The organism is Halorubrum ezzemoulense (assembly GCF_004126515.1).
Lineage (GTDB): Archaea > Halobacteriota > Halobacteria > Halobacteriales > Haloferacaceae > Halorubrum > Halorubrum ezzemoulense.
Map to the genome: position 1 here is coordinate 1548324 of NZ_CP034940.1, position 19762 is coordinate 1568085.

The following is a 19762-nucleotide window of genomic DNA, read 5'->3' on the forward strand; positions in this document are numbered from 1 at the left end:
CTATCCTTGTCGGGGGACGAACTATGGGCCGATCGGCTCGGTCGGAATCGGCTCCGGGAGCCCCTCGAGCACGAGCGTCGTGTAGTGGAGGAACACGGCCAGCGCCGCGATCGACAGCAGCAGCAGGAAAAGCAGAATCATGCGCTCGTCGCTGCGGACGACCCCGGCGGTGTCCGCGAGAAACGCCGTCAGCGCGCGACACTCGGGCATTGGACTCAGTTGCGCACGCGCTTAGTTAAAACTGCCCTGCGGACCGTTCGGACGGCGCCGATCGGGCCGACCCGCCGGTCCGGCTCGGTCGCGGTCGCTCAGTCGTCAGACGGTGACGGCGGCGATCGGCCGAGCGGTTCGCCGTCGACCGGCTCGTCCGGGTTCGCGTTCACCGCGGCGTCGCTCAGCCCGAGTTGGGCGTCGACATCGACGTCTTCGCGGACGTGGACGGTGCCGCGGTGAACCGCGATGGCGTCCGCGAGGTGGAGCCGGACAGCGTCGAGCAGGACCTCGGCCTCGAGTGGCTGCCCGCGCCGCTTGATCTCGTCGACCTCGGCCCCCGGCGGCACGTCGAAGGCGCGCTGGGCGATCACCGGGCCCTGATCGAGGTCCGTCGTGACGTAGTGGGCGGTGACGCCAGCGATTCGGACGCCCGCGTCCTTCGCCTGTCGGTACGCCTCGGCACCGGGGAACGCCGGGAGCAGCGAGGGGTGGACGTTGATAATCCGGCCCTCGTACCGGAAGACGACCTCCGGCGAGAGGATGCGCATGTAGCGCGCCAGCGCGATGAGGTCCACGTCGTACTCGGCGAGCAGGTCGAGGAGCCGGCCCTCGTCGGTGTTGCCGTTGCCGTCGCCCACGTCGTAGAACGGCTTGTCGTAGCGCTCCGCGAGCGACCGCAGGTCGCCGCGGTTGCCGATGACCACCGGGATCTCAGCCTCGCCGTCGTCCGCGAGTTCGCCGCGCTCCTCCGCCTCTAACAGAGCCTCGGGGGCGTGCGTCTCCTTCGTGACGAGCAGCGCGACGCGGCGCGCGTCGCGGTCGCTCGGGAACCGGACTTGGATGTCGACGTCGAGCTCGCGGCCGAGCTCGGCGAGCGCGCGCCGGAGCTCGCCGCGCGAGGTCTCCATCTCGGCGGTGTCGACGCGAGTCGTCATCCGGAAAACGCCCTCGCGGACCGCCTGGTCGAGGTCCTCGATGTTGATTCCCCGCTCGAACAGCAGGGAGGTGACCCGCGCGATGAGTCCGGTCTTGTCTCCTCCGACGACCGTGATCTCGGTCAGTTCGCGGGTCATGCGACGATCACCTCCGCGGGTTCGAGCGGCTGCATACACCCGGTGGAGAAGGCGGAGGGGTTTGCCCCTTTCGTTCCGCGCCGTTTCTGCTTCCCGCACGAAAGACCGGCATGTATCCACAAATGTGCGTATAAACGGCGTTCCAAAACGGTTTTTACACACGACTCCGCACCAACGACCATGACAGCATACACGGCGACGGTGACGGTCCGGCTGAAGCGGGGCGTCCTCGACCCGGAGGCCGAGACGACCCAGCAGGCGCTCGAACGGCTCGGGTTCGAGCTGTCGGACCTCCGCTCGGCCGACCGGTTCGAGGTCGACCTTGACGCCGCCGACGCCGACGAGGCCGCCGACCGCGCCGACGAGATGGCCGAGCGGCTGCTCGCGAACCCCACGATCCACGACTACGACGTGGCGGTCGCGGAGCGATGACGGTCGCCGTCGTCGAGACGACGCCGATCGTCACCGGCGCGACCCGCGCCGACCCGACGGTCACGGCCGCCCAGGCGAGGTGGGCGGCGTGACGGTCGCCGTCGTCCAGTTCGGCGGCTCCAACTGTGACCGCGACGCGGTCCGCGCGCTGGACCACCTCGGCGTCGACGCCGAGCGCGTCTGGCACGCGGACGGCCTCCCCGACGACCCCGACGGGATCGTCCTCCCCGGCGGGTTCTCCTACGGCGACTACCTCCGCGCCGGCGCGATGGCGGCGCGCGATCCGATCATGACGGAGGTCCGCGAGGCGGCCGACGAGGGCGTCCCCGTGATCGGGGTCTGTAACGGCGCGCAGATCGGCTCGGAGTCCGGGTTGACGCCCGGCGCGTTCACCACAAACGCCTCCGCGCGCTTCCAGTGTGAGCCGGTCCACCTGCGCGTCGAGCGCGCTGACACGCCGTGGACCGCCGCCTACGACGAGGGCGACGTGATCGAGGTCCCGATCGCCCACGGCGAGGGGCGCTTCGAGATAAGCGCGGACGCCCACGCCGACCTCGTCGGCGACGACCGCGTCCTCTTCCGGTACTGCGACGCCGACGGGAACGTCACCGACGCCGCGAACCCGAACGGCTCGACCGACAACGTCGCCGGGGTCCTCGGCGAGCGCGAGACAGTCGCGGTGCTGATGCCGCACCCGGAACGCGCCACGCTCCCGGACCTCGGCCGCAGCACGGACGGCGCGGGGATCCTCGAAGCGTTCGCCTGACCGCGCCCCGACACTACCGCGCCCGCTTCGCTTCCCGCGCCGAGTCCGGTTCGCCCACCGGCCCCGCCCCGGCTTCGGTCGTCCCGTCGCTCCTCAGTTCGCGTTCCAGCGCCCGCTCGAACTCCGACTCCGTGAGTTCGCCCTCCGCGTACCGTCGCTGGAGGCGTTCGACCGCAGTTTCGTCCGCTCCGTCCGACTTCGATTCTCCGTCGGCGTCACGAGCCAACGCCAGGACGCCGACGACGCTCGCCCCGAGCAGCGCCGCGACCGCGAGGACGGCGACGAGCGAAACGAGCCCCGTCGCGCCGCCCATACCGCCTATCCCCCCATGCCGCCCGCCGTTCCGACCCCGCTATCCCGCCCATGAGCAGTGTCGCCGCGGGGAGTTCGAGCACTGACATGCGCGATGTTTACATGACTGTGTATAAGTGTGCCGCGGACGTTCGCAGTTCGCAGGACCGTCCCGCCGTCGCCGACCGCCACGTCTCCGGCCGGACGCGGACCGGCAGTACCCGGCCCGACGACTTTTGCGCCCGGACGCCGAACACTCCCCCGTGAAGGCACGCCATATCGACCACGTCAACCTCCGCATCCCGGAAGGCGGTGCCGACGCGGCCCGCGAGTTCTACGGCGAGGCGCTCGGCTTCGGCATCGAGGACGCGCTGTACGCGGCCGGAGAGAAGCCCTTCTTCGACGTGCGGCTCTCCGCGACCGCGGTGATCCACCTGTGGCCGACCGCCGAGTTCGAGCGGCCGGCGAGGACGAACTACGACCACGTCGCGGTCGTCGTCGAGGAGTCGGTCGAGGAGATCGAAGCGGAGCTGGCCGACGCCGGCGTCGAGGTCGAAAATCGGCTCGACTCCCCGCTCGGCGCGACCGGCGAGGCCGGCGCGGTGTACGTCAGGGACCCGTTCGGCTACCGAGTGGAGCTGAAAGCGCGGGTGTGAGCCGCCGGAGCCCGGCGACGCGTTCGCCGGTGCGGTCATCGCCGCGAGGGGCCGGGGCGTCTCGGATCTCGGGGAACTGGTGGCGACGGGCAACGCGGCCGGCGCGGCCGGCGCGGCCGCGGTGTCGACGGTCTGGTCGTTCGACTCCGACGCCGTCGCGGCGGAAGCAGGTCCGTGACCGATGTGTCGGGGAGTTGACGGGGCGGCGCCACGGATCCCATCGGCTCGTCCCGGGCGTCGTCTGAGGAAGAGACTTAGGTGGGTAGGCGGTCTGACCTACGGTATGGTCTCACGCATCCTCGTCCCGATGGACGACTCCGACCACTCGGTGGAGGCCCTCGCGTACGCGCTCGACAGCTTTCCGGAGGCCGACGTCACCGTGTTACACGTCGTCGGTGTCCCTTCCTCGATGTTCGGCGAAGCGACGGACCTCGCCCTTGCGGACGACATCGACGAGGCCGCCGCCGAACGCGCCGAGCCCGCCTTTGAGCGGGCGCGCGCGGCGGCCGCCGAGCGGGGGCGAGAGATAGACACGGTCGTGGGTATCGGCCACCCGGCCCGGAACATCATCAATCGGGCGGGCGACTACGACACGGTCGTGATCGGCGCTCACGGGGCGGACCGCCGCCGCATGACGCGCCGGTTCCTCGTGGGGAACGTGGCCGAAACGGTCGCCAGGCGGTCGCCGGTCCCGGTCACGATCGTTCGGTGACCAGAGCGGCTCCGTCGAACGTTACCATGGCGACGGCGGTGTCCGCGATCAGCGCGAGCAGATACCCCGTGGTTCGTGGTGACGACGGTACGACGCGCGACCGCACGCGCAGTCCGGGGTCGTCGTTCGTGCCGACCCCGAGCGCCGCGAGCCGCCGCGCCTGGTCGACCGCCGTCACGACGAGCACGAACCACAGCGCGGCCGCGAGCCCGAACCGGACGAACGAGGACGGCAGACTTAGGGCCGCGTCGCCCGACGTCGCGACGACCGCCGGGGTCACGCGAATGACGAGGATGTAGAACAGGAGGTAGCCGAGACATGCCTCAACCGGCCCGTGCGGGGGGAACTGGCTGTCATCCTCGTCGACGCGACGGGCCGCGCTTGCGACGGACATGCTGATACGCGACCGACGACGAGGGGCGAGTTCAATACGTTATCGTCTGTCGAATAACGGGTGTCGAGCCCCGCTTCCGGAAGCCGACTCCGTGCGGGGGGAACCGCGATCCCCGCCGAGCAACCCTCGCCCCGACGCGGCGGTTTAAGACCCCCGAGCGACAGGGTCGGGTATGAGCGAACAGCAGTCGAGATCGGACGACGGCGAGCGGCGTCGTCGCCGGGAGGACGCGGACCGATTCGCCGGGACGAAAGACGAGGACCTGCCGAGCCGCGAGGTGACAGAGGGGCCGGACAAGGCGCCGCACCGCGCCATGTTCCGCGCGATGGGGTTCGACGACGAGGACCTCTCGTCGCCGATCGTCGGCGTGCCGAACCCGGCCGCCGACATCACGCCGTGTAACGTCCACCTCGACGACGTGGCGGACGCCGCGCTCGACGGCATCGACGCGGCGGGGGGGATGCCGATCGAGTTCGGCACGATCACCATCTCCGACGCCATCTCGATGGGGACGGAGGGGATGAAGGCGAGCCTGATCTCGCGGGAGGTGATCGCCGACTCCGTCGAGCTCGTCTCCTTCGGCGAGCGCATGGACGCCCTCGTGACGGTCGCGGGCTGCGACAAGAACCTCCCCGGGATGATGATGGCCGCGATCCGGACGGACCTCCCCAGCGTCTTCCTCTACGGCGGCTCGATCATGCCCGGGCAACACGACGGCCGCGACGTGACGATCGTCCAGGTGTTCGAGGGTGTCGGCACGTACGCGCAGGGCGACATGGACGCCGACGAACTCGACGAGTTAGAGCGGCACGCCTGCCCCGGCGCGGGCTCCTGTGGCGGGATGTTCACCGCGAACACGATGGCGTCGCTGTCGGAGGCGCTCGGGCTGGCGCCGCTCGGATCGGCCTCGCCGCCGGCGGAGGACGAGGCGCGCTACGCGGTCGCCGAGCGCGCCGGCGAGCTGGCGATGGACTGTATCGAGAACGACCGCCGCCCCTCCGACATCCTCTCGCGCGAGTCGTTCGAGAACGCGATCGCGGCCCAGACCGCGATGGGCGGCTCGACGAACGCGGTCCTCCACCTGCTCGCGCTCGCGGGCGAGGCCGACGTCGACCTCTCTATCGAGGACTTCGACGAGATCTCCCGGCGCACGCCGAAGATCGCGAACCTCCAGCCCGGCGGGAGCCGCGTCATGAACGACCTCCACGAGGTCGGCGGCGTGCCGGTCGTGCTCCGCCGCCTACTTGAGGCCGACCTGCTCCACGGCGACGCGATGACCGTGACGGGCCGGACGCTCGCCGAGGAGATCGCGGCCCTGGAGGAGCGCGGCGAACTCCCGGCCGACGACGATATCGAGGCCGACTTCCTCTACCCCGTCGAGGACCCGAAGGAGGAGGAGGGCGCCATCAAGATCCTCGACGGCAACCTCGCGCCGGACGGCTCGGTGCTGAAGGTGACCGGCGACGACGAGTTCTACCACGAGGGCCCCGCCCGCGTGTTCGAGAACGAGGAGGACGCGATGGAGTACGTCCAGTCGGGGGCGATCGAGTCCGGCGACGTGATCGTCATCCGCAACGAGGGGCCCCGCGGCGGCCCCGGCATGCGCGAGATGCTCGGCGTCACCGCCGCCGTCGTCGGCGCGGGCCACGAGGACGACGTGGCGCTGCTCACCGACGGCCGCTTCTCGGGCGGCACCCGCGGTCCGATGATCGGCCACGTCGCGCCCGAGGCCGCCGTCGGCGGTCCGATCGGGCTCATCGAGGACGGCGACCACGTCACGGTCGACATCCCCGAGCGCGACCTGACCGTGGACCTCTCCGACGAGGAGCTCGACGAGCGCCGCGAGGCGTGGGACGCGCCCGAACCGCCCTACGAGGGCGGCATCCTCGCGAAGTACGGCCGCGACTTCGCCTCGGCCGCGGAGGGCGCGGTGACGAACCCGCGGCTCACGCGGGACTGAACGGGCGGTTCGCGCGCCGTCAGGCGACACCCGGAACGAGGACGAAGAACCCGTAGGCCAGCAGGGTCGACACGGACGGGCCGATGATCCACATCGAGATGTACTTCAGCACCGCTCGGGGGTTGAACAGGTCGCCGGCTTCCAACACCGCCTCCGGTTCCGCCTCGCCGATCGGCGCCGACCGCTCCTCTTCGTCCTCCGAGACGGTTATCGCGCCGGGGACGATCTCGTTGTCCCCGGTGTTCCGGGTGACCGCCTCCTGAACGGTGACCGGCCGCGTCGCGCGTCCCCACCCGATGCCGACGATCGTCATCACCGTGCCCATGACGAGGCTGATCGGGATCCCGAGGTACGAGAGGACCGTCGTGATCGTCGAGGCCGTCGTCATCACGAAGAGGGCCGCGAGCAGGGGGATGTCGCTCAGTTCGCCGCCGACCGACTCCATCGTGCGGCGGGCGATCGTGAAGCCGCCGAGTCCGATCGCGAGCGTGGCGATCCCGATAGCGGTGTTTTCCGGAAGCCCTCCGACGCCGCTGACCAGCGGCGCGGCGGCGTTCGGTACGTTGCTCGCGCCGGCGCTGAACGACATGTAACAGCCGATGAGGAGGACGACGACCGTGCTGATGAGCTCCGTCACCGTCGTGTTCGGGCCGAGTTCCGGCTTCGGTACCCCGCCCTCCCGGTCGAGTCGCAGCAGCGGGCCGGGGGACTTCTCGATGTGGACCCGCCGGTTCACCGCCGGGTAGACGTACCGACCGATCACGACGCCGACCCAGAACCCGATGATCGGGGTCACGATCCACCACGAGACGATCCGCGAGACCGTCGCATAGTCGAGCGTGTCGGTCGCCAGTCCGAGGCCGGCGATCGCTCCGACGGTCGTCATCGAGGTCGGCACGGGGACCCCGAAGATGTTCGCGATGAGGATCCCGAGTCCGATGAAGAACAACACGGCGACGCCCGCCGAGAGCGAGAGCTCCGTCGTGATGATCCCGCCGCTCAGCGTGTCCATCACGTTTCGCCCCACGGTCCAACCGCCGAGGAAGACGAACGCCGTCATGAGTCCCGCGGCGGTCGTCTTCTTCAGGATGCCGGCCCCGACGGGAGGTCCCCACGCGATGCCGGTCGAGGAGCCGCCGATGTTGAAGCCGACGAACGCCGACGCGACGACCCCGACCGCCAGGAGCGTTTCCACCATCGAATCGTGGTACCGCCATACGAGGCATATAAGTGTCGTAATCGGTCACGATTCGGGCTCGAAACTGACGGCGTTGCGGCCGCGGTTCCGGTGCGGCCGCCGGTCCGGCGTCAGCGGGACTCGCCGCCGTCGGTCTGCGCGGTCTTGACCGACTCGGCGCGCCAGACGTTGCTCCGACGCCCGGCGCGGGAGAGTTCCATCTTCACGACCGACCCTACCGGCAGGTCGGCGACGCGCTCGCGGGCGTCCTCGTCGGCGTAGTCGACGACGTGGAACGTCTCGTTGCGTGGATGGGCACGTACAGTGGTACAATCGTGATCGTTCTGTGCGGAAATGACGGTGTACGCGTTTGATTGAGACATCTTATCTCGTTATTCTTGGACATCCTATTTCAAGTCTCCGTATATTCACTACGGACGTGAGGCAGGTCGTAATACGGATATAAGGTGTTGAAGCGCCAAGTCGGTCGGGCGAATTGCCGGGGATAACTGGGCAGACGACACACCGAGACCGGGCGGGAGGCGTTCGTCGGGAGCGCTCGCGAATCAGCATACCTATTTCCGGCCGCGGCGAAGCCCGCTCATGGACCGAGGCGACGGGCCCGAAGGCGAGACGACCGCTGACGGCGAGGCGGGCCGCAGCGATGGCACGACCGGCGAGCGCGCGACGGACGCGAACACCGACGGCGTGGCGCTGTTCGTCGACGGCCCGAACGTGTTGCGCGAGGAGTTCGACGTGGACCTCGACGACGTGCGGCTGGCCGCCGAGGCCGAGGGCCCGCTGGTGACGACCCGGCTCTACCTCGACGAGCACGCGACGCCGGGGCTGATTCAGGCCGCGGAGGCCCGTGGTTTCGAGGTCGTGATCACGAGCGGCGACGTGGACGTGAAGCTCGCGGTCGACGCCGCGCGGTTCGCGGCCGAGAACCGAATGGACACCCTCGCGATCGCCTCGCGCGACACGGACTTCAAGCCGGTCGTCGAGACCGCCAACGGCTACGGGATCCGGACGCTCGCCATCGCGCCCGGGGAGTTCGGGCGCTCGGACGCGCTCCGCAACGCCGCCAACGGCTCCGTGACGCTCGACAGCGACGAGAGCGACGCCGCCGGGAGCGACGACGACGAGACGGACGCCGGATCGCCCTCGACGCGATAGCGGTCGGGCGACGCCGGCGGCCGCGTATAGCTGAACGCCGACCTCGCGGTTCGCTCGGGGCTCCCCGCGGTCGCCCCTCCCTCACCGCTACCTCCCACGCGCTCCTCGCGCCGGCCGCACCGAATTGTATAAAAGACGGCTACCGGCGGTCGCGAGCTTTCATGAGAGAATCGCTCCCGCCGAGACAACTCACCGCCGCCGTCCCCGACCGAGCCGTCCCAAGAGCAGCGCGCCGAGTCCGCCGGCCAGTCCCGCGAGACCGACGAGGACCACTCCGGTCGCGACCCCGCCGTACCGCGCGGCCGCCGCGTCGATCGCCACCCGTGTCCAGCCGAGGTTCGGCACCGCGAACAGCGCCTTGCCGGCGATCCACTCCTCGGGGACGACCGGGGCGATGCCCGCGCTCTGGTCGTACAGCCCGTTCGCGTCCCCGCGCGTGACGTACCCGTCGTACGGCGCCGGACAGGTTGAGAGCTCCCCGCAGTCGCCTGAGAGCAGGTCCGGGTCGGCCCGCTCCGTCCAGTCCTCGCCCGCCTCCACGGGGAACGCCAAGCGGTGGAACACCGGGCGACCCCCGGCGCCCGGAACGGCGTAAACGACCACGTCTCCCGGTCCGCCGAGCCGCGTCGGCGCGTCCGCGTCGGCGGCGCTCGAGAGGTCGCCCCACGGCGTTCGGTCGGCGGCCGTGACGACGACGAGGTCGCCGCGCTCGACGCCGGGAGTCATGCTGCCGCTCTCGACCGCGACGAACGGCGGCCACGTGCCCACGACGGCGCCGAGCAGGACCGCGACGAGGAGGACGGCGACCGCGGGCGCCACCGCGGCGGCGGTGTCGGGACGGGAACTGCTCACGGTCGGGAGACGGCACGGCGACCGCTTGAGGCTGTCGCTCGAGGTGGTCGGGGCCACGCGGCCGGGCCCGCCGCGGACGCGCGGACCGCCGCTGTCACAACACCTTAGGCTCGCCCGGGAGAGGGTGCGCGTATGACCGACCGTCTCCCTCCGCTCCACGACGCCCACGACGCGCGCGGTGCGAAGTTCACCGACTTCGGCGGCTGGCAGATGCCCGTCGAGTTCGACTCGATCCGGACCGAACACGCGGCGGTCCGCGAGTCGGTCGGCGTCTTCGATGTCTCCCACATGGGCGAGATCGAGGTGGCCGGCCCGGACGCGACCGAACTGATGAACCGACTCACGACCAACGACGTGCGCGCGCTCGACCCCGGGGACTCCCAGTACGCCGCGATCACGAACGGGGAGGGCGTGATGCTCGACGACACGGTCGTCTACCGGCTCCCCGACGGGACTCCGGCCGGGGAAGGGGCGGCGTCGCTCGCGGCGTTGGAGAGCGACCACGGCGGCGACCTCGACGCGCCGAGCGGCGACCCGGCGTACCTCTTCGTACCGAACGCGGGCCACGACGGACAGATGGCCGACCGCTGGACCGCGCACCGCGACGAGTGGGGGCTCGACGCGACCGTCGCGAACGCCACGGGGGACTGGGCGATGCTCGCGGTCCAGGGCCCCGACGCGGCCGACGCCCTCGACCAGACCACGCCCCGCGACCGCGTCGTCGGCCTCTCGAAGTTCGAGGCGGCGGTGGCGGCGGTGGCGGGGGTCGAGAGCTGGGTCGCGCGCACCGGTTACACCGGCGAGGACGGCTTCGAGGTGATGTGCCCGGCCGCCGACGCCGGCGCCGTCTGGGAGGCGTTCGTCGACGCGCCCCGCGAGGCGCAGCCGTGCGGCCTCGGCGCGCGCGACACGCTCCGCACCGAGATGGGGTTCCTGCTGTCCGGACAGGACTTCGATCCCGAGGGTGAGCCCCGGACCCCGTACGAGGCGCGGATCGGCTTCGTCGTGAAGCTCGACACGGAGTTCGTCGGCCGCGACGCGCTGGAGGTCCAGAAGGAGCAGGGCGTCGACGAGAAGTTCGTCGGCGTCAGGCTCTCGGAGCGCGGCGTGCCCCGCGGCGGGTACGCCGTCACCGACGGGGACCTCACCAGAGTCGGGAAGCTCACCTCCGGGACGATGAGCCCGACGCTCGACGAGCCGATTGGGCTGGGGTACCTCCACGAGTCGTACGCCGACGCCGGCACCGAGGTGAGCGTCGTCGTGCGCGGCGACGAGAAGCGCGCCGAAGTCGTGGTCCCGCCGTTCCTCGACCGCTGAGGCGAACCGCGGCGGCCCCCCGGGCCGCGGCTACGCGTCGACCGTCTCCTTCCGTTTGTCGACCACTTTCACGTCCGCGATCCGCGTGTCGGGGTACTGGCCGTCGGCGTCCTTCTCCGCGGCCTTCACCATGTCCCAGACGGTGTTGAGCCCGGTCGTGACGCCCTCCAGCGCCTCCATCTCACAGCCCGTCTTGCCGGTGGTCTCGACCGCGACCGTCAGCTCGATCCGGTCGTCGCCGACCGCGAACTCGGCGTCGACGTTCGTGATCGGGATCTGGTGGCACATCGGGATCGTCTCCCAGGTGTGTTTCACCGCCTGAACGGCGCCGATCCGGGCGGTCGCGAGCACGTCGCCCTTCTCGACCGCGTCGGCCTCGACCGCCGCGATCGTCCCCGGCGTCAGCCGGATCTCCCCGCGGGCGACCGCTCGCCGGCTGCTGTCGGGCTTCGCGCCCACGTCGACCATCTGGACGTCGCCGGCGTCGTCGGTGTGTGTCAGGTCGTCCGGGCTGCCGTCGCCTCCGTTGCTCCCGTCGCCGGACCGGACCGCGTCCTCCTCACTCATCACGCATCGCCTCCGGCAGCCGATCGGGTAAGTCCGTCGCCACCAACCCCGCGCCGTTCGCCTCCGCGGCCGCGTCGCCGGCCCGGCCGACGGCGTACGCGCCGACCGCGGCCGCCCGGAACGGCTCCGTCACGGCCGCCAGCGCGCCGACCGTCCCCGCGAGCACGTCGCCCGTCCCGCCGACCGTCATGCCGGGGTTCCCGGTGCGGTTGAGCCGTGTCTCGTCGCCGTCGGCGACCACGTCGACAGCGCCCTTCACGAGCAGCGTGTGGCCCAGCCCGCCCGCGAACTCGTCGACCAGTTCCGCGCGCTCGTCCGGGTCTGACGCCCTCTCGCCGCCCATGTCGACGAGTTCGCCCTGGTGCGGCGTACAGATCAGGTCGGCGTCGGTGTCGACCTCGGGGACGACCCGGAGCGCGTCGGCGTCGACGACGCCGCGTCCGTCGTAGCCCGTCAGGAACTCGCGGACGAACTCCCGAGCCCCGTCGCCGCCGCCGAGGCCCGGGCCGAGGACAGTGACATCGCTTTCGGCCGCGAGCGACGCGACCCGGTCGACGTGGGCGGGCTCGACGCGGTCGCCGGGCAGCGCGCGGACGATGAGGTTCGGCGAGAACCCCTGGACCGCGCCGGCGACCGACTTGGGGCACGCCACGCGGACGAGGTCGGCGCCCGCGCGGAGCGCGGCCATCGCGGACAGCGTCGGCGCCCCGGTGTAGGGTCCGCCCCCGACCACCAGCACCTCGCCGTTGTCCCCCTTGTGCGAGTCCGGATCGCGGTCGAGCCCGAGGAGATCGCCGGGGCCGGTGAACCACTCCGCGGCGGCCGGGATCCCGATGTCCGCGACCGTGACGCCGGCGGCGTCGAGTCCGGGCTTCTCGTCGTGGAACGTCACCACGCGGTCGGCGTCGACGGCGACTGGGTCGGCCGGACCGTCGGTCGCCGCCTCGCCGGTCGGTTCGCCGGTGTCGGCGTCGATCCCGGAGGGCACGTCGACCGCGATCACCGTCGCGTCGGTCGCGTTGATCGCCGCGGCGGCGGTTCGTTCCGGCTCGCGGAGGCCGCCGGAGACCCCGGAGCCGAGCATCGCGTCGACGACGACGTCCGGGCCGTCGCCGTCGGGAGCGGCGAGGGAGAAGTCGCGGGAGTCGGTGACCGTCTCGGTCGTGATCTCCGTCGCTTCAACCGCCGCCCAGTTCTCTCGCGCGATGTCGGTCCGGATCGTCGCGGGGCGTCCGAGCAGGTGGACCGTCACGTCGTACCGCTTCAGGAACCGCGCCGCGACGAGGGCGTCGCCGCCGTTGTTCCCGCGGCCGCAGACGAGCGCGACGGCGGCACCCGGGTCCGCGACGGCCCGCACTTCGCGGGCGACGGCGTTGCCGGACGACTCCATCAGCTGTTTGCGCGGGACGCCGAGCGCGGCCGCGTTGGCGTCGACGGCCGCCATGCGGTCGGTCGTGATCATGCTCGGCGGTTCGAGCGCCCGGGGATTAAGCGGTCGGGGTCAGAGCCACCTCGACAGCGCTGCGCCCGCCGCGCTTCGGAAATGAAAATGTTGAAGCGGTCAGGTGGAGAACTCGGCGAATAACTGTGGCATCGGTACCCCTCGTCGGCCCGGCCGCCCCGGCAACCCCCTCCGCGGCCGACGTACCCGGCTCGTCCCCTCCGCGCCGAGTCCGCCCCGGCGGCCGCGGCCGACCGCGACCGCACGACCGACAGACGCCACCATGAACATCGGCTTCTTCACAGACAGCTACTTCCCCGGGATCGACGGCGTCACCTACACCATACAGGCGTGGCGCGAGCGCCTCGAAGCGCGGGGCCACGACGTGTACGTCGTCTACCCCGCGAGCAGCCACGAGCCCGACGACGGCGAGATCCCGGTCCGCTCGCTGCCGAACCCGTTCTACCGGCAGTACCGCTTCCCCACCTACCGCCGCCTCTCGACGCTCCCCGACCTCGACGTCGTCCACTGTCACGGCCCGGCGTCGACTGGGTTGATGGGGCTCCGGTACGCGAAGCGGTACGGCGCCACCTCGGTGTACACCCATCACACCCCCGTGGAGGACTACTTCGTCCAGGGGCTCAAGTCCGAACGGCTCGCCGCGCTCGCGGGACGGGCGTACGTCGCCTACGAGAACCGCTTTTTGAACGCGTTCGACTGCGTCACCGCCTCGACCTCGCGGATCCGCCGCGACGTGAAGCCGTACCGGCTCCCGGTCGGCATCGAGATGGACCGGTTCCGCCCCCGCGAGAACGCCGGCGCGGACTCGCTGGCGGCCGACGGGGGACCGAACGGAGACGACCGGCCCGTCGTCGGGTACAGCGGTCGGATGACCCGCAAGAAGAACGTCGACGAGATTCTCCGGCTCGCGGCGCGGCTCCCCGAGGCGCGGTTCGAACTCGTCGGCGAAGGGCCGGTCCGGGCGGAGCTGGAGGCGGACGCCCCGGCGAACGTCCGGTTCCACGACTTCCTCCCGCGGGAGGAACTCCCCGACTTCTACGCCGCGCTCGACGTCTTCGTCACGGCCTCGACCTGCGACACGCTCGGGCTCTCGACGCTGGAGGCGAACGCCTGCGGCACCCCGGTCGCGGCCGCCGACGTGGCGCCGTTCGACGAGACGATCGGTCCGGAGAACGGCGCGCGGTTCGCGCTGGACGACCTCGACGACATGGAGCGCGCGGTCCGCGACTGCCTCGACGGCGACAGGGACACCCGCGCCGCGGTCGAGCGGTTCTCGGTGGAGCAGACCGTCGACGAGCTCGAATCGATCTACGGGGTGACCGGCTAGATGGGCGCGGACAACGTCGACGCCTTCCAGCGGCTCGTGTTCTCGGTGCCGCGGCTCCGGGTTCAGGCCGCCGCGCTCGTCCTTCTGAGCGGGGTGTACGGCGTCGCCACGGTCGCGGCGATAACGGTCTTCACGCCGTTCGCTCTGGACCCGTCGCGGATCGTGCCGGTGGCGGTCCTCATCTTCCTCGTCCCGTTCGTCGTCGCCGCGGAGCTGTTCCCCCGCGTCCTCGACGGCTACCCGCGGTCGTGGAGCTACTTCCTCGCGCTCACCTCGCAGTTCGTCCTGTTCGTGTACGCGCTCGTGCTCTCCGGCGCGGACAACGTCGGGAACGCGTGGAGCATCATCTGGCTGAGCTTCATCACGCTGTACCTGCTCAACATCCTGGTGCTCGTCGTCTCGACGGGGATCGACCGCTCCGACCGGATCCTCCTCGCGTCGCTCGCCGAGCCGGCCCTGCTCATCGCCGCCTTCTACGCGCTGGGCGGGAGCGAGCTCGGCTTCTCGACGTACCGCCACGTGTTCGCGTTCGCGTCGCTGCTCATCGCGGCCGGGTTCCTCGTGTTGGTGCTCCTCGTCGTCGACTACCTGATCCGGAGCAACACCGACGTCTCCGCGTTCGCGCTCACCTCCGGGCTGCTCCGGAACGACCGCGAGTCGCTCGACTTGGGCGTCGAGGCCCGCCCCGCGGTCGAGACGTTCGCGGTCGACAACGGGGACCGGCTCACCGTCGCGGCGCCGTGGGTCCACCCCGGTCCGCTCGGCGGGTTCGGCGGCGGCCAGCTGAGCGGGAACCTGATCGACGCGCTGAACGGCGGTCGGGAGGGCGAGGACGGCGCGACCGACCGCGCCGCGGTCGCGGCCGACGGCGGAGCCGCCGCGGACGGCGACGCCGGCTTCTTCTTCCACGTCCCGTGTACCCACAAGGAGGACCTCTCGGACCCGGCGGACGCGGAGCGGATCCTCGACGCGGTCGCGGACCCGGACCGGACGGAGCGAGTCTCGCGGCTCGTCACCGAGTCGTACGGCGAGCGGGAGGGGTACGCGGACGTCAGGTTCCACGGCCGACGGATCGGCGACCGGCAGGTGATCGTCCTCCACGGCGAGGGGATCGACGACTACGACACCGGCGTGTTCATGCGCGACGTGGACCACGACGAGGTGCTGCTGATCGACCAGCACAGACACGACATCCAGAACGGCCCCGAGGTGGAGATACAGTACGGCTCCGCCGAGGCCGACCGGCTGAAGCGCGCGTTCGACGACTTCCGCGACCGGCTCGCGACGGCCGACCTCGCCGACGGCTACGCCGCCGGTTTCGCGGTGACGCGGACCGCACAGAACGCGCTGGCGATGGTCGAGTCCGTCGACGGACAGGAGGTGCTCTGGATCGGCGTCGACACGAACGGCCTCACCCCGGACGTGCGGGCGACCGCCGACGCGTACCGCGACGAGTTCGACGCCGTGATCCCCTTCTCGACGGACACCCACGCGTCGATCCACGAGCTGGCCAACATGCGCGAGTCCGACCTCGACGCCATCGAGCGCGCGGTCGACCGCGCCGTCGACGACGTCGCGCCCGCGACCGTGGGGTTCGCGAGCCGACGGACGGAGCCGGTGAAGCTGCTGAAAAATGACTATAACGGGCTCGTGTTCAGCGTCAACATCCTCATCCGCCTGACGATCATCGCCCTGGTGACGCTGTACGTGCTGCTCGTGCTGTGGCTCTTCTTCTGAGACTGGGGTACTCCGGGCGAAGCCGCACCCGCCGTTTTTGTGCGCTCGCTCCGAGACCTCGATATGGTCTCCCGGGCCCTCCTCCTCAGCACCGATCGGACGCCGAAACGCGCCCTCGGCGTCGTCGCGGCCGCGTTCGTCGCCGCCTCGCTCCTCGTCGTCCTCCCGTGGGAGCCGACGGGAGCCGCCGGACGCTATCCCCTCTGGGCGGCCCTCATCGCCGTCGCGGCCGGCGCAGCTGGGGACGCCGGACGACGTCGCGGCGGCCTCCTCGTGGGCTGGGGAGCCGTCTTCCTCGCGACCGTCTGGGTCTTCGTCGTCCCGCCGCTCGCTGCGCTCGCCCGCGGCGATACGCTCGGCGACGGCGGGTACGCGGTCCCGCGTCCGTCCGTCGTCGCTCTGCGTCCCCGCGCCGAACTGCTGACCGGGCTCCGGATCGGCCCGGTCGTCGCTCTCGTGGTCGCTCTCACGCTCGGGAGCGCGGCATTCGTCGCCGGCGCGGCGGTGCGCAGACGGACGGATCGGCCGTGACGACCCGCGCTACTCGAACGCCTTGACCCCGAGGGCGGAGGCCGACGCGCCGCCGATCACCATCGGGAGCCAGTAGACCGCGCCGCGGAAGACCAGGACCGCGGCGGTGATCGCGGACGCGGCGACCCCGGTCGTGGGCACGAGGAGGCCGACGAGCGCGGCCTCGATGCCGCCGAGTCCGCCCGGGAGCGGCGTCGCGCCCGCGACGTACGACAGCGGGACGACGAAGACGGGGATCAACGGCGAGACCGGGTGCCCGACCGCGGCGAACGCGACGGTGAGCGCGGCCGCCTGAAACAGCCACCCGACGAGCGAGAGGGCGACGATGCCGAGGAGCCGCCGCCGGTCCGTGCCGACGCGCTCGATGTCGGCGAAGAAGTTCCCCAGCCGGTCGGCGAGCCCCGCCTCGATCGTCTCGGCGTCGAAGCGCTCGAACCGCCCGAGGAACGGCCCGACGGCGCCGGGGACGCGGTCGACGACGGCGGTGCGGTAGCGCCAGATGAAGGCGATCGCCGTGACGATCGCGGCGATCAGGCCGACCGCGCTCGCGACGGCGAACCCGACGCGGTCGCCGACCGCGGTGGTGGCCGCGTACGACCCGACGCCGAGGAACACGAGCGAGACGGAGGGGACGACGTTGAGCACGTCGACGCTCGCGATGCCGACGAGCCCCGTCTCGTAGCGCGCCTCACCCACCTTCGAGATGAGCGCGGCGGCGACCGGCTCGCCCCCGGCCTGCCCGAACGGGGTGACGTTGTTGGCGAACGCGGCGCCGCTGTACACGAGGAACGCGGTCGGGACGGACATCTCGACGTCGAGCGCACCCAACACCGCGCGCAGCATGAGGCTCCACGCGGCGAGCCAGCAGAGCCCCAGTCCGGCGGCCGCGGCGACGAGCGCCGGGTCGGCGCGGACGAGCGCGTCGACGACGCGATCGACCCCGACGACGACGAAAAGCACCGCGAGGAGGAGGACCGCGCCGCCAGCCCCCAAGATTAGCGCGCGCCGTTGTGGGCCTTCCATAGACGGGGTGGGTCGGTAGCGAACTTGAAACGTCTGCTTCGCGGCCGCCGCGCGGCCCTCTCGACCCCGGAGGCGCCGAATGGGAATACATACGTACCGGCGGGCCGACGACTCACCCAATGGAAGATCAGCGGTTCCTCGAGTCGGACTGGGACTACTGTCTGGTGCTCGACGCGTGCCGGTACGACGTGTTCGCCGACGTGTACGACGAGTACCTCGACGGGACGCTCGAAAAGCGCGAGAGCGTCGGGTCGTCGACGCCGGAGTGGGCCTACCGCACGTTCACGGGCGAACACGACATCGCGTACTTCTCCGGGAACCCGTTCATCAACGACCTCGGGATCCCGCTGAACGAGCTCAAGTGGGGCGCCAGCTGCGACTACGAGTGGACCGCCTCCGAGCACATCAGCGACATCCACGACGTCTGGAAGACCCAGTGGGACGACGATCTCGGCACCGTCCCGCCGGAGGGGCTCACCCGGGCGTACCGGAACAACCTCGACGCGGTCGAGCGCGCCGACCGCACCGTCCTCCACTACATGCAGCCGCACGCTCCCTACCTCTCCCGCGGGAAGGGGCAGAAGCTCAAGCAGATCCAGAAGGGGATCAGAGAGCAGGGGGAAGAGGAGGCGAGCGACGGCGGCGACGACGACGGCGGACTGCTCTCCTCGCTCAGCGACACAGTCCGGCCGAAGATCGAGAGCCGGCTGGACGACAGCGAGTTCGCCCAGAAGGCGGGGCTGTGGCTCGAACTCGACCCGAAGGACCTCGTGACGGACGGCACGCGCGTGACCGCGCTGTCGATGTACGAGGAGAACCTCCGGATCGCCTTGGAGAGCGTCTCGGAGCTCGTCGAGGAACTCGACGGCGACGTCGTCGTCACCGCCGACCACGGCGAGGCGTTCGGCGAGGAGGGCGTCTGGGAACACCACATCGAGACGTACATCCCCGCGCTGATGGAGGTCCCGTGGCTGGAAGTCGAGTGATCGGCTCCAACCGGGTCCACCGCCGGTGTCTCCGATGAAGGTCAGCCACTACTTCGAGTTCGAGGAGCACGTCACCGGCGGGATGGCCGCGTCCGTCGACCACCAGCGCAAGATGTTCGACCGGGTCGGGATCGAGTACACCACGGAGCCGACGCTGGACGCCGACGTACTCCACCTCAATCTGATGGGCCCGCGCTCGGTCTGGTACGCGCGGCGCGCCCGGAAGGCGGGCGTGCCCGTCGTCGCGCACACCCACGTCACCGCCGAGGACTTCGGCGACAGCTTCCGGTTCACGAACGCGCTCGCGCGACCGCTGAAGCCGTACCTCCGGCGCGCGTACGGGCTCGCAGACCGGCTCGTCTGTCCCTCCGAGTACAACCGCGACGTGATCCGCGGGTACGCGGACGTGCCGACGACGGTCGTCTCGAACGGGGTCGACCGCGAGAAGCTCGACGGCTTCGAGTCGCTGGAAGCGGAGTACCGCGAGCGCTACGACCTCGACCCGCCGACGGTGTTCATGGTCGGCCACGTGATCAAGCGGAAGGGGTTAGAGACGTTCGTCGAGACGGCCCATCGGATGCCGGACGTCGACTTCGCGTGGTTCGGCCACGTCGACCGATCGCTGAAGGGCCGCGAGACGAAGCGGCTCATCGACGAGGCGCCGTCGAACTGTACGTTCACGGGGTTCGTCGACGACATCCGAGGCGCGTACGCCGCGGGCGACGTGTTCTGTTTCCCGACCCACGAGGAGAACGAGGGGATCGCGCTGCTGGAGGCGATGGCGGCCGGGAAACCCCTCGTCGTGCGCGACATCGAGACGTTCTCGTGGCTGGAAGACGGCGAGGAATGTCTGAAGGTGGGCAGCGAGGGCGGTGGAGACGGCGCCGCGAGCGCGGACGTCACCGACGCCCCCGGAGACAACGTCGAGGGCTTCGTCGACGCGCTAGACGAGCTCCGCGACGCCGACCGCCGGGCGGGGCTCGGCGCCAACGCCGCGGCGCGAAGCGAGGAGTTCTCGCTCGACGCGATCGCCGACCGGTACCGCTCGCTGTACGCGGATCTCGTTTGAGCGGTCCGGAGCGGCCGATCGGCGGCCGTTCGCGGAAACTT

The 19762-nt window shown here is 70.9% G+C and carries 22 protein-coding genes; 12 read left to right on the top strand and 10 right to left on the bottom strand.

Annotation, left to right across the window (positions count from 1 at the left end; translation table 11 throughout):
• Positions 1-21: 21 nt before the first annotated feature.
• Together EO776_RS07695 and EO776_RS07700 are read right to left on the bottom strand one after the other, a co-directional pair.
• Positions 22-210 (bottom strand): hypothetical protein, encoded by a 189-nt coding sequence (locus EO776_RS07695; protein ID WP_049929553.1) that lies wholly within the window; start codon positions 208-210, stop codon positions 22-24.
• Positions 211-308: 98 nt separating this feature from the next.
• On the bottom strand, positions 309-1286 hold the full coding sequence (locus EO776_RS07700) for a formyltetrahydrofolate deformylase (RefSeq protein ID WP_049929552.1): 978 nt from the start codon (positions 1284-1286) through the stop codon (positions 309-311).
• 180 nt (positions 1287-1466) lie between these two features.
• On the opposite strand from EO776_RS07700, the gene purS reads away from it, so the two are divergent.
• Together purS and purQ are read left to right on the top strand one after the other, a co-directional pair.
• Positions 1467-1718: a phosphoribosylformylglycinamidine synthase subunit PurS gene (purS, locus tag EO776_RS07705; protein ID WP_004595793.1), complete on the top strand. Its 252-nt coding sequence runs from the start codon at positions 1467-1469 to the stop codon at positions 1716-1718.
• A gap of 88 nt (positions 1719-1806) precedes the next feature.
• On the top strand, positions 1807-2484 hold the full coding sequence (gene purQ / locus EO776_RS07710) for a phosphoribosylformylglycinamidine synthase I (RefSeq protein ID WP_094495559.1): 678 nt from the start codon (positions 1807-1809) through the stop codon (positions 2482-2484).
• Between the two features lie 13 nt (positions 2485-2497).
• On the opposite strand, the gene EO776_RS07715 is transcribed toward purQ, so the two are convergent.
• Positions 2498-2797, bottom strand: coding sequence for an SHOCT domain-containing protein (locus EO776_RS07715; RefSeq protein WP_129452382.1), 300 nt, complete (start codon positions 2795-2797; stop codon positions 2498-2500).
• Positions 2798-3038: 241 nt separating this feature from the next.
• Here EO776_RS07715 and EO776_RS07720 point away from each other — a divergent pair, with 241 nt between their 5' ends.
• Together EO776_RS07720 and EO776_RS07730 are read left to right on the top strand one after the other, a co-directional pair.
• The gene (locus EO776_RS07720) at positions 3039-3431 is read left to right on the top strand and encodes a VOC family protein (protein ID WP_094519771.1); all 393 of its coding nucleotides are present in this window, start codon (positions 3039-3041) and stop codon (positions 3429-3431) included.
• A 283-nt stretch (positions 3432-3714) separates the two neighbouring features.
• Positions 3715-4143 carry a universal stress protein gene (locus tag EO776_RS07730; protein WP_049929548.1) on the top strand — a complete coding sequence of 143 codons (429 nt, stop codon included), beginning with the start codon at positions 3715-3717 and terminating at the stop codon, positions 4141-4143.
• On the opposite strand, the gene EO776_RS07735 is transcribed toward EO776_RS07730, so the two are convergent.
• A complete protein-coding gene (locus EO776_RS07735; protein ID WP_049929547.1) occupies positions 4127-4537 on the bottom strand; it encodes a hypothetical protein in 411 nt (136 codons plus the stop codon). The genes EO776_RS07730 and EO776_RS07735 overlap by 17 nt on opposite strands.
• A 172-nt stretch (positions 4538-4709) precedes the next feature.
• Between EO776_RS07735 and ilvD the strand changes: the two genes are divergently transcribed.
• Entirely contained in the window at positions 4710-6497 is a 1788-nt protein-coding gene (gene ilvD / locus EO776_RS07740) for a dihydroxy-acid dehydratase (RefSeq protein WP_049929546.1), read from the top strand.
• A 19-nt stretch (positions 6498-6516) separates the two neighbouring features.
• On the opposite strand, the gene EO776_RS07745 is transcribed toward ilvD, so the two are convergent.
• Positions 6517-7695: an inorganic phosphate transporter gene (locus EO776_RS07745; protein WP_094519770.1), complete on the bottom strand. Its 1179-nt coding sequence runs from the start codon at positions 7693-7695 to the stop codon at positions 6517-6519.
• Between the two features lie 110 nt (positions 7696-7805).
• Entirely contained in the window at positions 7806-8057 is a 252-nt protein-coding gene (locus EO776_RS07750; protein WP_049929544.1) for a hypothetical protein, read from the bottom strand.
• A 220-nt stretch (positions 8058-8277) separates the two neighbouring features.
• Between EO776_RS07750 and EO776_RS07755 the strand changes: the two genes are divergently transcribed.
• Complete coding sequence (locus EO776_RS07755) at positions 8278-8850, top strand: NYN domain-containing protein (RefSeq protein WP_100050469.1); 573 nt, start codon at positions 8278-8280, stop codon at positions 8848-8850.
• Between the two features lie 189 nt (positions 8851-9039).
• Here EO776_RS07755 and EO776_RS07760 read toward each other — a convergent pair whose 3' ends face one another.
• Positions 9040-9702, bottom strand: a complete 663-nt coding sequence (locus tag EO776_RS07760) for a S26 family signal peptidase (protein WP_049929542.1) — start codon at positions 9700-9702, stop codon at positions 9040-9042.
• Between the two features lie 132 nt (positions 9703-9834).
• Between EO776_RS07760 and EO776_RS07765 the strand changes: the two genes are divergently transcribed.
• The gene (locus EO776_RS07765; protein ID WP_100050470.1) at positions 9835-11019 is read left to right on the top strand and encodes a glycine cleavage system aminomethyltransferase GcvT; all 1185 of its coding nucleotides are present in this window, start codon (positions 9835-9837) and stop codon (positions 11017-11019) included.
• A 30-nt stretch (positions 11020-11049) separates the two neighbouring features.
• Here the strand turns inward: EO776_RS07765 and moaC are convergent, their stop codons facing one another.
• Together moaC and EO776_RS07775 are read right to left on the bottom strand one after the other, a co-directional pair.
• Positions 11050-11586: a cyclic pyranopterin monophosphate synthase MoaC gene (gene moaC / locus EO776_RS07770; RefSeq protein WP_089307640.1), complete on the bottom strand. Its 537-nt coding sequence runs from the start codon at positions 11584-11586 to the stop codon at positions 11050-11052.
• The gene (locus tag EO776_RS07775) at positions 11579-13048 is read right to left on the bottom strand and encodes an NAD(P)H-hydrate dehydratase (protein ID WP_094519768.1); all 1470 of its coding nucleotides are present in this window, start codon (positions 13046-13048) and stop codon (positions 11579-11581) included. Before EO776_RS07775 ends, moaC begins: the two co-directional genes overlap by 8 nt.
• Positions 13049-13310: 262 nt before the next feature.
• Here EO776_RS07775 and EO776_RS07780 point away from each other — a divergent pair, with 262 nt between their 5' ends.
• From EO776_RS07780 to EO776_RS07790, 3 genes are all read left to right on the top strand, one after another.
• Entirely contained in the window at positions 13311-14375 is a 1065-nt protein-coding gene (locus EO776_RS07780) for a glycosyltransferase (protein WP_089307638.1), read from the top strand.
• Positions 14376-16112, top strand: a complete 1737-nt coding sequence (locus EO776_RS07785; protein WP_094519767.1) for a DUF2070 family protein — start codon at positions 14376-14378, stop codon at positions 16110-16112.
• A 63-nt stretch (positions 16113-16175) separates the two neighbouring features.
• Positions 16176-16643, top strand: a complete 468-nt coding sequence (locus EO776_RS07790) for a hypothetical protein (protein WP_094519766.1) — start codon at positions 16176-16178, stop codon at positions 16641-16643.
• Between the two features lie 9 nt (positions 16644-16652).
• Here EO776_RS07790 and EO776_RS07795 read toward each other — a convergent pair whose 3' ends face one another.
• On the bottom strand, positions 16653-17666 hold the full coding sequence (locus EO776_RS07795; RefSeq protein WP_086216373.1) for a lysylphosphatidylglycerol synthase transmembrane domain-containing protein: 1014 nt from the start codon (positions 17664-17666) through the stop codon (positions 16653-16655).
• 119 nt (positions 17667-17785) lie between these two features.
• On the opposite strand from EO776_RS07795, the gene EO776_RS07800 reads away from it, so the two are divergent.
• Together EO776_RS07800 and EO776_RS07805 are read left to right on the top strand one after the other, a co-directional pair.
• Positions 17786-18652: a hypothetical protein gene (locus EO776_RS07800; protein WP_049929532.1), complete on the top strand. Its 867-nt coding sequence runs from the start codon at positions 17786-17788 to the stop codon at positions 18650-18652.
• A 34-nt stretch (positions 18653-18686) separates the two neighbouring features.
• The gene (locus tag EO776_RS07805; protein WP_089307634.1) at positions 18687-19721 is read left to right on the top strand and encodes a glycosyltransferase family 4 protein; all 1035 of its coding nucleotides are present in this window, start codon (positions 18687-18689) and stop codon (positions 19719-19721) included.
• The last annotated feature ends 41 nt before the right edge of the window (positions 19722-19762 follow it).